The sequence below is a fragment of the Terasakiella sp. genome (assembly GCF_048267425.1).
Classification (GTDB): Bacteria; Pseudomonadota; Alphaproteobacteria; order Rhodospirillales; family Terasakiellaceae; genus Terasakiella.
In genome coordinates, this window is the sequence record NZ_JBLWXN010000006.1 from 130,157 (window position 1) to 145,041 (window position 14,885).

The 14,885-nt window shown below is 48.1% G+C and carries 13 protein-coding genes; 6 read left to right on the forward strand and 7 right to left on the reverse strand.

Annotation, left to right across the window (positions count from 1 at the left end; genetic code table 11):
• Nucleotides 1-43 precede the first annotated feature (43 nt).
• Genes ACN0VA_RS11085 through ACN0VA_RS11105 form a run of 5 tightly spaced genes read right to left on the reverse strand, consistent with a single transcriptional unit; the run spans nt 44 to nt 4,546 of the window.
• Nucleotides 44-760, reverse strand: a complete 717-nt coding sequence (locus ACN0VA_RS11085; protein ID WP_417821213.1) for an ABC transporter ATP-binding protein — start codon at nt 758-760, stop codon at nt 44-46.
• Nucleotides 744-1,463 carry an ABC transporter ATP-binding protein gene (locus ACN0VA_RS11090; RefSeq protein ID WP_417821214.1) on the reverse strand — a complete coding sequence of 240 codons (720 nt, stop codon included), beginning with the start codon at nt 1,461-1,463 and terminating at the stop codon, nt 744-746. The genes ACN0VA_RS11085 and ACN0VA_RS11090 overlap by 17 nt, the downstream gene beginning before the upstream one ends.
• Nucleotides 1,456-2,430 (reverse strand): branched-chain amino acid ABC transporter permease, encoded by a 975-nt coding sequence (locus ACN0VA_RS11095; protein WP_417821215.1) that lies wholly within the window; start codon nt 2,428-2,430, stop codon nt 1,456-1,458. Before ACN0VA_RS11095 ends, ACN0VA_RS11090 begins: the two co-directional genes overlap by 8 nt.
• A 1-nt stretch (nt 2,431) precedes the next feature.
• On the reverse strand, nt 2,432-3,301 hold the full coding sequence (locus tag ACN0VA_RS11100; RefSeq protein WP_417821216.1) for a branched-chain amino acid ABC transporter permease: 870 nt from the start codon (nt 3,299-3,301) through the stop codon (nt 2,432-2,434).
• Nucleotides 3,302-3,361: 60 nt separating this feature from the next.
• Nucleotides 3,362-4,546, reverse strand: coding sequence for an ABC transporter substrate-binding protein (locus ACN0VA_RS11105; RefSeq protein ID WP_417821217.1), 1,185 nt, complete (start codon nt 4,544-4,546; stop codon nt 3,362-3,364).
• 266 nt (nt 4,547-4,812) lie between these two features.
• Between ACN0VA_RS11105 and ACN0VA_RS11110 the strand changes: the two genes are divergently transcribed.
• Together ACN0VA_RS11110 and ACN0VA_RS11115 are read left to right on the forward strand one after the other, a co-directional pair.
• The gene (locus ACN0VA_RS11110) at nt 4,813-5,586 is read left to right on the forward strand and encodes an IclR family transcriptional regulator (protein ID WP_417821218.1); all 774 of its coding nucleotides are present in this window, start codon (nt 4,813-4,815) and stop codon (nt 5,584-5,586) included.
• A gap of 52 nt (nt 5,587-5,638) precedes the next feature.
• A complete protein-coding gene (locus ACN0VA_RS11115) occupies nt 5,639-6,496 on the forward strand; it encodes an acyl-CoA thioesterase (protein WP_417821219.1) in 858 nt (285 codons plus the stop codon).
• 41 nt (nt 6,497-6,537) lie between these two features.
• On the opposite strand, the gene ACN0VA_RS11120 is transcribed toward ACN0VA_RS11115, so the two are convergent.
• Complete coding sequence (locus tag ACN0VA_RS11120; protein ID WP_417821220.1) at nt 6,538-7,929, reverse strand: hypothetical protein; 1,392 nt, start codon at nt 7,927-7,929, stop codon at nt 6,538-6,540.
• Between the two features lie 2 nt (nt 7,930-7,931).
• The gene (locus ACN0VA_RS11125) at nt 7,932-9,506 is read right to left on the reverse strand and encodes a class I adenylate-forming enzyme family protein (RefSeq protein ID WP_417821221.1); all 1,575 of its coding nucleotides are present in this window, start codon (nt 9,504-9,506) and stop codon (nt 7,932-7,934) included.
• A 239-nt stretch (nt 9,507-9,745) separates the two neighbouring features.
• Here ACN0VA_RS11125 and ACN0VA_RS11130 point away from each other — a divergent pair, with 239 nt between their 5' ends.
• The 4 genes from ACN0VA_RS11130 (at nt 9,746) to ACN0VA_RS11145 (ending at nt 14,863) form a co-directional block, all read left to right on the forward strand.
• A complete protein-coding gene (locus ACN0VA_RS11130; RefSeq protein ID WP_417821222.1) occupies nt 9,746-10,948 on the forward strand; it encodes a 3-oxoadipyl-CoA thiolase in 1,203 nt (400 codons plus the stop codon).
• 62 nt (nt 10,949-11,010) lie between these two features.
• Nucleotides 11,011-13,116, forward strand: a complete 2,106-nt coding sequence (locus ACN0VA_RS11135) for a 3-hydroxyacyl-CoA dehydrogenase NAD-binding domain-containing protein (protein ID WP_417821223.1) — start codon at nt 11,011-11,013, stop codon at nt 13,114-13,116.
• Nucleotides 13,113-14,126, forward strand: coding sequence for an NAD(P)H-dependent flavin oxidoreductase (locus ACN0VA_RS11140; RefSeq protein ID WP_417821224.1), 1,014 nt, complete (start codon nt 13,113-13,115; stop codon nt 14,124-14,126). Before ACN0VA_RS11135 ends, ACN0VA_RS11140 begins: the two co-directional genes overlap by 4 nt.
• Nucleotides 14,123-14,863 carry an enoyl-CoA hydratase gene (locus ACN0VA_RS11145; RefSeq protein ID WP_417821225.1) on the forward strand — a complete coding sequence of 247 codons (741 nt, stop codon included), beginning with the start codon at nt 14,123-14,125 and terminating at the stop codon, nt 14,861-14,863. Before ACN0VA_RS11140 ends, ACN0VA_RS11145 begins: the two co-directional genes overlap by 4 nt.
• Nucleotides 14,864-14,885: the final 22 nt, after the last annotated feature.

Here is a 14,885-nt window from a genome sequence, read left to right on the forward strand (position 1 = left end):
GCAATAAACCAAATCTAGGGATTATTTGGTCTAAGTTCATAATTTATGCGGTTCTTGCAAAATACAAATCTTCAAGTCGTTGCAAATCCACGGCTTCACGCGGTTCTGACAAAGTAACTTTACCGGCTTGCATCAAATAAACATGATCGGCAATTTTCAAAGCTTGATTGGTATTTTGTTCCACCAACACAATTGTCATCTTATCTTCTTTCAATTCTCGAAAGATTGAAAAAATTTCATTGGTCATCACCGGGGATAAACCAAGGGAAGGTTCATCGACCAGACAGATTTCCGGTTCTTCCATCAATCCCCGGCCAATGGCCAGCATTTGCGCTTCACCACCGGATAGGGTTCCGGCTTCCTGATTGCGTCGTTCTTTCAAACGCGGAAATAACTGGAAAACATGTTCCCGGTTTTTTTCCATCGATTTGCGTGTTTTCTTCGGATAAGCCCCCATGATGAGGTTTTCTTCCACACTCAAATCAGAAAAGAGTAAACGCCCTTCCGGGATCATAACCAAGCCATCGTTAATCCGGTTCCATGTCGGTTCCTTGACGTAGCTTTGTCCCTTGAAACGAATATCGCCTTCGCGTGGTTCAATCAGCCCCATCAGGGTTTTCAAAAACGTACTTTTCCCGGCACCGTTCGGACCTACAATTGTTGTGGTCCGCCCGGCCTCAAACGTCAGCGACAAATCCCAAAAGACTTCCATCGCCCCATAACCGGCACTTAATTTTTCAGTCTCAAGCAGGTACTTCACCGGTGTAACTCCTTACTACTTCAGGGTTGCGGAAGGTTTCTTCGGGATCGCCATCGGCAATAACCTTGCCGAAGTTAAAGACCACAACGCGGTCACACATATTCATAATTGTTTCAATATCGTGTTCAATCACAATCATGGACAGGGAATACTTCTCGCGAATGTCCTTCAGGGTTTGCATAAACAGCTTTTTACTGGTCGTTTCCAACCCCGCCAAAACTTCATCCAGCATCAACAAAGTCGGTTCCGTCGCCAACGCTTTGGCAACTTCAAGGGCTTTACGCTCCGTCAAGGCCAATTCGGTTGCCGCGTCTGCCTCTGCCTTATGCAACAGATTGACAGATTCCAAAATTTCATCAATTCGTTCTTGCTTAACCTTGCCATCGGGACGGCCAAAACGTTGGGCCACGATCAGGTTTTCGCGTACGCTCAATTCATGCATGGGTTGGGGAATTTGAAATGTTCGCCCGATCCCAAACGTCACGCGTTGATGCATGGAAGATTTCAAAATATCATGCCCGTCATAGGTTACACTTCCCGACGTTGGGCGCACAGTGCCAGACAAAACGTTGAAACTTGTCGTTTTACCGGCCCCGTTCGGACCAACCAGACCCAGAACCTCGTGCTTTTGGACTTCGAAACTCACATTCTGAAGGGCGCGCACACCGCCAAAATTCACACTTAGATTTTCGACTTTAAGCATGTTGTGCCTCCCCCCGTTTGTTATCCGGTTTTTTTCGCGTAAACAGGTTGGTAATCACTGGCAACAAACCGGACGGGCTGAGAATAATCATCCCGGCCAACATCACACCAAGGATCATTTGATGCCCTTGCGGTATCAGGTTTTTAAAGACCAGTTGATCCACCAGATAAATAAACAGTGCCCCTAAAACCGGACCGCTTAGCGTGCGGTAGCCCCCGAAAATTGCCGCGACAATCGGAAAGACCGTCCATGTCCCGGAAAACGCATAATCAGGTTCAAGAAAGTTAATATAATGCGCATTAAACGCCCCGACCGCACCGGTCATAAAGGCAGACACAAGCAACATAACAACTTTCAAATAGGTGGCAGGAACCCCGACAATCCGTGTTGCCAGTTCGGAATCATGCATGGCTTTTAACGCCAAACCATAGGAACTGCGACGGATGAAGTAATAGGTAATCAACATCAGGGTAACGATATTCAAAATAACGATATAGCCCCCTAATTTTGTCCCAAAATCGACCCCGGCAAAAACAGGCAAAGACGGAATACTGAGCAACCCACCAGCCCCACCGGTCAAGCCCGTGGCTTCGGTTGCCAAAATTTTAAAAATTTCAGCATAAGCCAGAATGGCCAAGGCGAAATAGGGACCGCGTAATCGAAGCGCCGGCATCATAAAGATAGATGACAAACTCGCACCAATCCCACCGACAACAAGAGCGACAAAGACGGGTACCCCATAATCCATCGTTAAGACAGCCGACGTATAAGCCCCAACACCAAAGAAAGCGGCGTGTCCGAAACTGACCATCCCGCCAAGATTACCGAGCAAGGCCCAGGCCACCGCAACACCGGCAATGATTAAAGCCGATGCGACAAGACCGATCAAATAATCATTGCCGCCAAGGAGAAACGGGACGCCAAGATACATGACGGCCAACATGAGTGCAGAAATTTTAATATTCATCTTAATGGCCCCCCTTTTTCCCGAACAAACCGGACGGCATAACCAGCAGAACCAAAAGGAAAACGGTCATACTTGCCAGTTCTGAAAGTGAAGATTGGAAAAACGTTGTCGTCAGCCCTTCAATGACACCAATCATCAAGGCCCCGACCAGCACACCGGGAATAGACCCCATACCGGCAAGGACAGTGATAATAAAGGCTTTGATTGTCAGACTATGACCAATCGGGGGATGGATAACACTGGTCACATATAACATGACCCCCGCCAAGGCGGCCAAAACGCCTGCAATCCCCCATGACCAAAGCTCTGCCTTGGTTGGGTTCATCCCCATCAGCTTGGCAGCATCCCGGTTTGACGAGACCGAGCGGATTGCCCGACCATGCCACGTATGGTTTAACCACCAGTACAGGCCACCCAACGCACACAGACCAACAACAAACGCAAGCATTTCACTGCGCATACTAAATAAAGAGTCTGCAATCACCAGACCTTCCATAAACCACGCGCTTTGTGTCGAATAAATATCGGCAGAAAACACCATCAACAAGCCGTTGGTTAGGACGATCCCTAAACCAAACGTCAGGATCAGGGAATTAAGCTCCCGATCTTTTTTGATTTTATTGGTTAGATAAAAGGTGATCAGGGAGGCTGCAATCACAACCGCCATTGCAATCGGCATTGCCAATAAAGGGTTAATCCCGGTTTGGCTTTCAACCGCGTAAGCGATGTATGCAGCTAACAACACCAGCTCGCCATGCGCGAGGTTAATTACCTTCATCGTCCCGAAAACAAGAGCCAGCCCAACGGCAACAAGTCCGTAGAAGCCCCCCATCAACAGTCCGGTGAAGATCGCCTGGGCCGTAAGTTCCATCTTTCTTCTTCCTTCAGGTCCCCGGGCCGAAGCCCGGGTTTATATGTTATTGCTGTATACTTACTGCCAAGGTGTTCCAGGGAACACTTTCTCGCCTGTCTTCGAAGTCGCAGGCCAGACAAGCGGAATGGTCCCTTTTTGATGCTGACCGACACGCTGGACAAATTCCGGGTTGTCGCCATGTTCATCAAAACGAACCCGACCGGAAACGGTCTCCTCATCAGTTTTGCGCAGTTCTTCTGCAATACCTTTCAGGTTCAATTCGTTTTTATCAAACGCACGCACAATGGCTTCGCCTAACAAGCGGGTTTGAACGTAACCGAATTGTTCCAGATAGCTTGGCTCATCCTTGAAGTTGGCTTTAAACGCCTCATAAAAGAGTTTTTGTTTTGGGGAATTGAAAGAAACCGGGAACGGTAACATCGCTGTCCCATACACATTTTCCATCAAATCCGGGAATTCTTTCGCCATCTTGCCAGTCGCCAAGGACCATACACCGATCATGGCTTTTACATCCGGTTTCAACAATTTTGCCGCCCGTAAGATGCCGACATATTCGCTTTCATACCCAACCATAAGAATGGCTTCGGAACGATCGCGCAATTTGATCTTATTTACGATGGATTTAAAATCTTTAACATGGGCATCATATTCGTGCGTAGAGACTTTCAGCCCTTTTTCACTTAACTTCTTCTCAATATAGCCCGCCATTTTGTGCGTAGCTTCTTTGTTGGAATAAGCGATTGAAACGCTTTTCAGCCCCATTTCATCAACCAAACCAACAATTGCCTTGCCATAACCAGCAGCACTGTTAATGCGGAAGAAACCTTCGTGACCACGTTTGGACAAAGCCGACGCAACACCGCCAAAGGTGATATAAGGAATTTGTGCCTTGTTGGCAGCTTCAGACGCCGGACCAATAACGCCGGATGCGTAACCACCACTAAAGGCAATCACACCTTCGCTTGCCAGTTTTTCAACCGCACTCACGGCCTTTGCGGGGGAGCTTTCATCATCAATGGTTTTAAGTTCGAATGTATGCTGACCCGCATATTTATCATTCAGCACCTTAATACCTGTCATGACACCACGATGGGAACCTGTACCGACGCGTGCGAGTTTACCGCTCAGGGGTGTATGTTCCCCAATAACGAAATTGGCCGAATGAGCCGGGCTGGAAAAACCGGCACCCAATGCCATACCCAATGCACAACCGATAAATCCGGAAAGACTTAAAAACTTCATGTTCGCCTCAACCTGTTTGTGTTTTTACTACTCTCGCGACGCAATTCGACATTTGAATGGAAGCAAGTTGTCATTCTTTATATTTAAATGAAATTTCCATGTCAAATATTAAAATTTAATTCCGCATAGCGAAATTTATATTGCATTATTTTACAAACTATGGTTATTTTTATACTAGATAGTTCAACGCCTATTAACAGAGTTACCCCATTGATGTATCTTCCAAGCTATTCTAAAATCACGTTTTCCATCCCAAGAAGATCAAAATGACCGATACAGAACAAACAAAAGACAGAAAATTTGTAGAAGCTTTGTCCCGCGGCCTGCGAATCCTCAGCGCGTTTGACAAAATGTCGGGTCCACTTGGGAATCAGGATATTGCCTCCATCACAGGCCTGCCTAAACCCACCGTATCACGTATGACCTATACCCTCACTCAATTGGGCTATCTGGTCTATTCCGAACGTAATGAGAAATACGAGTTAGGCGCAACCAACCTGACACTGGGGCATGCCTACACCGCCAATCTGCGGATCCGTCAAATCGCCAAACCCCATATGTTGGAACTTGCCCGCGAGTTCAACGTCAATATCGGACTTGCGACCAATGTTCAAAACGAAATGATTTTTGTTGAATATTGTCGTGGTGACCAACTGAAATCCGTTCTTGTTGATATCGGTAGTAAGTTGCCTATGGGAAAATCAGCGATTGGTCGATCCTATCTGGCAGCCATCCCGGAAGAAAAGCGCAATCAGATTCTCCCGCAACTTGCTGACATTCACGATAAGGATTGGCCGGATGTTGAAAATAGCATTCAAGATTCGCTGGAAAGTTATCGTACACTGGGCTTCACCCGTTCCTTCGGGGATTGGGATCGCAACATCAACACCGTTGCCGTACCGTTAAAACTGTCGGAAAATAAAATTTTCTGCATCAGTTGCGGTGGTCCCAGCTACGTTATTTCCACCGATACCCTGCTCAACGTCATCGGGCCCCGCCTGATCCACGTTGCCCGTGATATCATGAACAGCGGCCTGTAACTTAAATTAAATAAGGCCGCCTCCCCCCCAACTATACATAAATGAGGATCACATGACCGAAGACCTCATGGCGCTTCTGGACGCCTTGTCACTGGAAAAAATTTCCCAAGGCCATTACGTCGGGCGCTATATTCCCGCTATCCCCAACCATATTTTCGGCGGTCAAATTGTCGCCCAAGCCATCAGTGCAGCCCAACAAGAAGTGGCCCCTGACAAATCGCTGCATTCTTTACATTCATATTTCCTCAATCGCGGACAAACGGACCTGCCGTTTCATTTTCATGTGGATCGGGTCCGTGACGGTAAATCATTTTGCACGCGTCAAGTCAGCGTCACACAGGAAGATCATGTCTTGTACAGCGCAACCTTTTCCTTTCATCGCATTGAAGACGGCCTGACTTTTCAAAAAGACATGCCCCGCGTCGATGCGCCGGAAAACTTTATGGAAGAGGCTGAACGTTGGAACACTCACCCTGTCATTCAAGAAAACCCACATCGTAAGATCACATTCCGCCCCAATGATGTCCGCCATACAGGGCCGATAGATTGGTTTGACCCGACCCCCACATCGCCTGAAACAGGTGTATGGATTAAAACCAAGGGACGGATTGGTGATGACCCTCGCCTTCATCAAACTCTACTTGGTTATTTTTCCGACTCTTTTCTCTATGCCGCTTCGTTGCGCCCACATGGTTTGACCTTCAATACACCAAATGTACAAGGCACCAGTCTGGATCATTCCATCTGGTTTCACGATGATTTTCGCGCAGATGAATGGCTATTCTATCAGCATAGCGGGATTTGGTCTGGGCGTGCACGTGGGCTAAATTTCGGCAAGTTCTACACCCACGATGGGCGTCATGTTGCCAGTACCTCTCAAGAAGGGCTGGTGCGGCTTAAACAGGCCTAAACACGATCAACAAGGCGCAGACTTTAAAACAGGTTTGCGCCTTAATCGTATATCAGGTGAAAAACGTATAAAATGGCAATGACAGCACTCAACGCCACACAAGAATAGCGCAGGTTCCAAACCAGTGTGATGTCACGCGGACGACAATCCAGAATGCGCCCGATTAAAATTGTCGAGATCGTCAAGGGAGAAGCGTTCAACGCCATTGCCCAACCGATCAACAGACTGAGTGCCAAAACATAAGGTGACAAGCCAAAAGCCGCCACATTGGCAAAAGTTGAGGCCAAAATGGTTACGGACACAAACGGGCTTACCCCGACAATACTGGTTCCTGTTACCATCAATGCGCAAAAAACCGCCAAGGCAAACCCTTCCAGCCCCATAGAGCCCGTTAAAGATTGCACAAGATCAGCCGGGATAATCGCAGCCACCAACGATCCGGTAAAGCTCGCCCCGCCGATTACCGCAACCTCAGACGACATAGCGTTTAATTCTTGTCCCAGATTTTGGGAAAACTGCATGGATACCGATTTCAAACCGAAACCGGATAAGCCCCCTTCGATCAAAAACCAGACAAGGCCGAACAGCGGACTCACCAATAAAATTGATGTCGGCAAGCCATAGCCCATATACATACTCAGCCCGCCGGAAAGGCCAAACAAGCACAGAACGATCACTATAAAAGCCAGAACAGCTTGAAAATTCTTACGTTGTCCAGCAATCAATCCTGTCCCGGACTTTGGTGGCGGATAAGCACGATAGTCCATGATCCAGCCCAGTCCGATCAACACAATGGCAAAAACGAGGGATAACGGAATGAGTGATTGCCATTCCAGCGCCGGAATAATCGACAACACCAACGCCATCGAAATGGAAAAAGGCGACGATAAGGGTAGAGTCGAAAAGCCCCGCAACATGGCAAGGACCATGCGTTGCAACCTGATCAGATGAATACGGCTATCACCTTTGGCCGCTTCCAACGTATTGCCATTGGCAATCACTTGGCCCATCAGGTTTAAGGCACCGAAGCTTAAAATCGCACCCAGCAGACAGCTGCCATAAGACAGCACGGCATAGCGTTTACCCGGTTTCTGATTGATCAAAAAATTGCCACAGCGCGAAATGATCAAGGACCGTTTCGCCGCCACCCGTAAAAAAACCAACGCAATCATAAAGGCGGAAAACAGGATAACGCGCGAAAAGCCTTGTTCCACAATAGCGCGATCAACCCCATCCCCCCAAAATAACACTAACATCACGATATTAATCGCAATAAAGATTTTACCGGGCCGTGAGACCTTCTGCCAAGTCAGTACGAGGAAAAGCAGAACTGCACCGGAGGCAATGAACAACATTTCCCCCACCCCTTGTGTTTTAAACACAATGGTCGAACACAAGGTTAAAATAAGCAGAAAGGCATTCACATAGGACATTCTTAACCAGCGGCTTGTTGTGCCGTTGCCATTTCCTTCAGGTGATGTTTCAAAATTTTCCCGGTGGAACTGGCTGGCAATTCATGAAGAATTGTTATTGAGGTGGGTCTTTTATACGCGGTCAACCGTTCCTTGCAAAATGCTTTTATCTCAGCTTCGCTTAAGGTGCTTTTGCGGGGGACTTGTACAAAGGCGTGAACCTCTTCATTTCCTTGAACGTCCACACCGACAACGGCTGACTGGATAATCCCATCATGGGAATTCAACGTTGCTTCTACTTCTGCCGGATAAACGTTAAAACCAGAACGCACAATCATTTCTTTGGTGCGACCAACAATAAACAGATTGCCATCTTCATCTTGACGCGCCAAGTCCTGCGTATTGAACCAGCCCTGATCAGTTAAAACGGCAGCCGTTTCTTCCGGCTTTCTGAAATAACCTTTCATTACATTGGGGCCCCGCACCCATAATTCACCGGTTTCGCCGTCCTTAACTTCTTCATCGGGCGTTTTCATCAGCTTTATTTCTTGGCCTGGGATCGGCTTGCCAACGGAACAAGTTTGTAAATTCTCATTTAATCGAACTTGGGAAATCGTCGGGCTGGCTTCTGTTAACCCATAGCCATTATGCAAGGGACGACCAAAGAAATTTTCCGTAATTGTTTTGGTTTCCGGGTCCAAAGGTGCCCCGCCTGCGGACATGTAACGCAAGAACAGGTCATCGGCTTTCAAGCCATGATTTTTTAAACCTTCGATCAACATGGAATACATTGGCGGCACGCCTTGCATCACGGTGATTTTCTTGTCGCGCAAGGCATTCAGGCAAATTTCGACATCAAAACGGGTTTCCATAAACAAGGTTGCCCCGGCAAATAAACTGCCCATACAGGTTGAGGCCAAACCAAACACATGCGAAATTGGCAAAACCACATAAACCCGATCCATTTGTTCCAAACCGCGCAAAGCCCCTGAAACTGTCGCAATAAAACCGATATTGCGATGGGTCAGCATCACCCCCTTGGGCTTCCCTGTCGTCCCAGAGGTATAAATCATCGCAAAAACCTGTTCTGCAGCAGATGCCTCCACAGCTTCAGCCTTGGAATCGGGATAGGTTTGACACATCAAGGTGCCAAGCAGGTCGTCCTCAACCGTCTTACAGCCAATGAAGTCCCCATAACGCTGCGCATCTTTGGAATAATCAACAAAACAAATCAGATGTTTCGGATCACAATCTTGGCGAATACCGTCAAGTTCTGCATTGGACATACGTGCATTGACCACAGAAACCCACACATCCATATCACTGGCAGCAAGCATAAAGGCCAACACAGCGCAGCAGTTTTCAATCACCACCATCAGACGATCACCAGCAATCACGCCGTGTGCTTCCAGATGCGCGCGCGCGCTTTTAATCGCATTTCCCAGATCCGCATAGGTCCACTGTTTTTTCGGATCGCTGACCGCATCGCGGGTCGGCGTCTTTTCAATCCATTCCCAGATTTTATGGCTCACGCGTTGAGGAAGCGCGGTAATAACCTCCTCTACATCCTGACCTAAAACTTTCTCGTTCTTATTCATCTTACGCTTTTCCTTCAATATTCGCGCAACTTTTAAACATCTTCTAAAGGCGTTTTATCTCACCTTTACACATGCTGTAAACAAAAATAAATACCGCATAGCGGAATATATGGTTTATTTTTTACATTAAAATGTTCTTTTTTTGAAAAAATATATGGACAATTTTAGATGATATGAATTATCTATATCTTGTTTTCGGAATTTTATTTCGCAATGCGAAACTAATTTGGAGTCCTTTAATGACTAATGCATATATATATGACGGTGGCAGAACGGCGTTTGGCAGACATGGCGGGGCATTATCTTCTTTGCGTCCTGATGACATGCTCGCTCATGTCATCAAAACTTTGATCAACAGAAACAATTTTGACTTAAAGGACTACGAAGACGTTATCGCGGGTTGTACCAATCAAGCTGGTGAAGACAGCCGCAACGTGGCACGTTTTGCCGGTCTTCTATCCGGTCTGCCGATGGAAACAGGTGGCATCACGCTTAATCGCCTGTGCGGATCCAGTCTGGCTTCTGCTGCTGATGCCGCACGTTGCGTTAAAGTCGGAGAAGGTGAATTATTCGTTGCCTGTGGTGTAGAAGCCATGAGCCGGGCTCCGTTGGTCCTGTCCAAAGCACAATCTGCTTTTGATCGTCAACAAACCATTGCCGATACAACAATGGGCGCACGGTTCAGCAACCCCAAACATCTGGAACAGTTCGGTGCTCACTCCATGCCCGAAACCGCCGACAATATCGCCCATGACCTTGGGATCACCCGCGAAGAAAGCGATGCCTTTGCGCTTGCCTCCCAACTCAAATACGAAGCCGCATACAAGGACGGTTACTATGACGGCGAGATTATTCCCATCCCTGTTTATATGGGTCGCAAAAAAGGCGAAGTCATTATCAGCGAAGACGAACACCCCCGCCCGAACAGTGATATCGCGTCCTTACAAAAACTCCGCGCTCTGTTTGCCGATGGCGTGGTCACAGCCGGTAATGCATCCGGCATCAATGACGGGGCCAGCGCAGTCCTGATCGGCAGCCAAGCTATTGGTGAGAAAAGCGGCGTGAAGCCGCGTGCCCGTATTGTCAGTTCGGCAATCGTCGGTGTGCCCCCACGGGTTATGGGGCTTGGTCCGGTCGGTGCAACACAAAAAGCACTGGCACGCGCAGGCCTGACGCTTAACGATCTTGATGTCATGGAATTCAACGAAGCCTTCGCGACACAAGCCTTGGGATGTTTAAACCAACTGGGTCTTTCCTATAATGATCCCCGCATAAACCCCAATGGCGGTGCCATTGCCATCGGTCACCCCTTAGGCGCCAGTGGTGCGCGCATTTTGTGGGCGGCTGTACGCCAACTGGAACGCACAAACGGTCGTTACGGCTTGGCGACCATGTGTATCGGTATCGGCCAAGGTATCGCCGTTGTTGTTGAACGTGTTTAAAGCAGGCTGACACAACCTGCAATGACGCATTTGCGTAAAACCAATAAGTGAGAGCAAGTTTCATGTCCCCCGTCAGTTACGAAATTATTGAGAATATCGGCATCATTACCATCGACAACCCGCCGGTCAATGCCCTGTCCCATGCGGTGCGTGTCGGTTTGGTTGAAACCGTTCTTCAGGCCCAAAATGATGAAAGCGACGCCTTGTTGCTGATTTGCACAGGCAAAACATTTATCGCAGGCGCGGATATTTCCGAATTTGGTAAACCACCGCAAGAACCTTTTTTGCCTGATGTTCTCAATACGCTCGAACAATCAGATAAACTGATTGTTGCGGCCCTGCACGGTCAAGCCTTAGGCGGGGGATTTGAAACAGCCTTATCCTGTCATTATCGTTGTGCCCTTGCCAGTGCCAAGGTCGGACTGCCCGAAGTCAACCTTGGCCTGCTTCCCGGTGCGGGCGGCACACAACGCACGCCACGTCTGGCAGGTGTAAAAGTGGCATTGGATCTGATTTTGTCCGGTAAACCAATTTCAGCATCAACCGCCCTTGAGGATCATCTTATTGATCATGTTTTTGCAGAAGGCGACCTCAAAACACAGGCCTTGGCCTACACCAAAGGATTGGTTGCTCAGAAGGCACCTTTGCGCCGTGCCAGCGAACAAGAAATCGACCAGAACAGCTTTGACGGTGCGATATTTGATCAATATCGCAAAACATACGCAAAGAAGTTACGCAATCAAAACTCCCCCCAATTGATTGTCGATTGCGTCGAAGCCGCCACAAAAGAAAACTTTACCGATGGTATGAAAATAGAACGCGATGCCTTCTTACAATGTCGTGCCTCCGATCAATCTGCCGGACTGCGCCATATTTTCTTTGCCGAACGACAAGCTGCCAAGATTAAAGATCTCCCCAGAGATACCGCCACCCGCGACATCCAGTCCATTGCCATTATCGGTGCCGGCCTGATGGGTGGCGGTATCGCCATGAATTTTGCCAACGCAGGCATCCCGGTAAAAATGCTGGAAATCAATGATGATGCGTTAAACAAAGGCCTTGCCAATGTCGCCAAAATTTACCGTTCAATGGCGGCAAAAAACCGCATCAGCCCAGAAGAAAGCGAAAAGCGGATTGCCTTGATCAGCGGCACAACGGATTACAATGACTTGCAAGATGTCGATCTGGTCATCGAGGCCGTTTTTGAAAGTATTGAGGTTAAAAAAGACGTATTCACCAAACTTGATCAAGTCTGTAAAGACGGAGCAATTCTGGCAACCAATACATCTTATCTCGATATCAACGAAATCGCCCAATTTACCAAGCGTCCCCAAGATGTGATCGGTTTGCATTTCTTCAGCCCCGCACACATTATGAAATTGCTGGAAATCGTACGCGCTGATGAAACGGCGGACGATGTCATGGCCAGTGCAATGGCCCTTGCCCGTAAAATCAAGAAAGTCCCGGTTCAGGCTCGTGTCTGTTATGGCTTTATCGGCAATCGCATGTTGCGCCAGTACCAACGTGAAGTTCAAATGTGCCTGATCGAAGGGGCAAGCCCCGAACAAATCGACAAATCCATGATGGACTGGGGGATGGCAATGGGACCGTTAATGGTTGCCGACCTTGCCGGATTGGATATCAGTTACAAGGCCCGCCAAGCCTTAAGTGATGAACAAAAAGGTGACCCCAAAAGTTATCGCATTCCCGATGTCTTGTTTGAAATGGGTCGGATCGGTCAGAAATCCGGTTCCGGTTATTATATCTATGATCCGGAAACCAAGGCCCGCACGGCAGACCCCAGCGTCAATGATATCATTGAACGTGAGGCCGCTGCATTTGGCGTTACGCGCAAAGCTATGAGTGATGAAGAAGTCCTCAACCGTTTGTCGCTGGCCTTGATTAATGAAGGGTTCAAGATTTTAGAAGAAGGCATTGCCCAGCGTGCCAGTGATATTGATGTCGTCTATTGCTTTGGCTACGGCTTCCCAAAATATCGCGGTGGCCCGATGTTCTTTGCGCAAACCCGTGGCTTGAACAAAGTCTATGAAGATATTTGCGCTTATCGCGAAAGCCACGGCGACCTTTATTGGACACCATCAAAACTGCTGCAAAATCTGGTTGAAACAAACACAAGCCTGAGTGATTGGGAAGAAAGCACGCAATGATGAACACGCCGATACCTTCACGTCAGGATTATCTCATTAAAACATTCGGACTGAAGTTCCCGATACTTGCCGGTGGTTTGATGTGGTTGTCCGATGCCAATTACGTCAGCGCGTGTGCCCGTGCCGGTATTTTAGGCTTCATCACCGCCGCCAGTTTCCCGGACGAGGGCGATTTGCGTAACGAAATTCGCAAATGTCGCCAACAAAGCAACGGTGCCCCGTTCGGGGTCAATGTCTCCATGCTGCCCAAACTGGTCCCCGGAGAAAAAACCGAAGATGTCTTTCGCCTGATTATTGATGAAGGTGTTCAGGTCGTGGAAACCTCCGGTCGTAACCCGGAACCCTATGTCAAGTTGCTCAAAGATGGGGGTGTTAAAATCATTCATAAGGTGCCCGCCGTTAAATATGCACAAAAGGCCCAGCAAATCGGTGTTGATGCCGTTTCAATTGTCGGGGCGGAATGCGGTGGTCATCCAGGTGAAGAAATGATCGGCAGTATGGTGAATTCCATTCTCGCCCTGAAACGATTGAATATCCCTTATTTTATCGGCGGTGGGATCGGTCACGGTGCCCAAATTGTCGCCGCCTTGTCAATGGGGGCTAGCGGAGTTGTCATCGGCACCCGTTTTTTAGTTGCTGAAGAAATCTGGGCGCATCCTGATTATAAAAAAGCATTGATCCATGCTTCTGAAAGCGACACGGCATTGATCATGCGCAGTATTCGCAACACAGTGCGTGCTTTTAAAAACCATACCACTGACTATGTACAGGCGATTGAACGCGAACAAAGCGATATCACGATTGACATGCTTTTGCCTCACGTGGCCGGAAAAATCGGCAAAACCGCCTACGAAACAGGGGATGTCACCAAAGGCGTACTTTCTGCCGGACAAAGTTTAGGCATGACCGACAAAATCACATCGCTTGCCAATATCATCGCAACATTGAAAGACGAATACCAAGCCGCCTTGTCCCGCCTTGATCATTTTGACGGGAAGGTAAGCCAATGAGTGAGCAATTCATTAAAACCCACGTTCAAGATCACGTTCAAATCATTGAATTGGACCGTGTTGATAAAAAAAACGCGATTAACAACGATATGTATATCCGGCTGCGCACCATGTTGGAAGATGGCGAAGCCAACACAGATGTGCGCGTTATCCTGATTCGGGGCAAAGGAAATGTTTTTACCGCAGGAAACGACCTTGGTGATTTCAACAATCGTCCTAAAAATGGGCCGTCAAAAGGTCACCTCTTCCTGAGAACCCTACATCGCGTCAAAAAACCACTTATTGCGCAGGTCGAAGGTCTGGCAATCGGGATTGGCGTCACGTTGCTGCTGCATTGTGATCTGGTTTATGCCGCCACCAACGCCCGCCTGCGTCTGCCTTTCGTCAATCTGGGGATTTGCCCGGAAGCCGGTTCTACCTTGTTATTACCGCAAAAAGCCGGGCATCGCGCCGCAAGTGAGCTTTTTCTGTTAGGTGATTATTTCACCCCTGAAGAAGCCAAAGAGCACGGCATTGTCAATCGCATCCTTCCCCCAGATGACATTCATGATTTTGTCTGGGAACAAGCTCAAAAGCTGGTTCAACAGAACCCACAGGCCCTAATGGAAACCAAGCGCCTGATGAAAGCCCACTTGCAAGATGCGACCGCAGATCAAATCGAAGCCGAAGCCATCACCTTTAACCGGCTTTTGCAATCGGATGCATCTAAAACCGCACGCAAAGAAACCCTGAAATAACAATGATCTATTTACTGAAAAT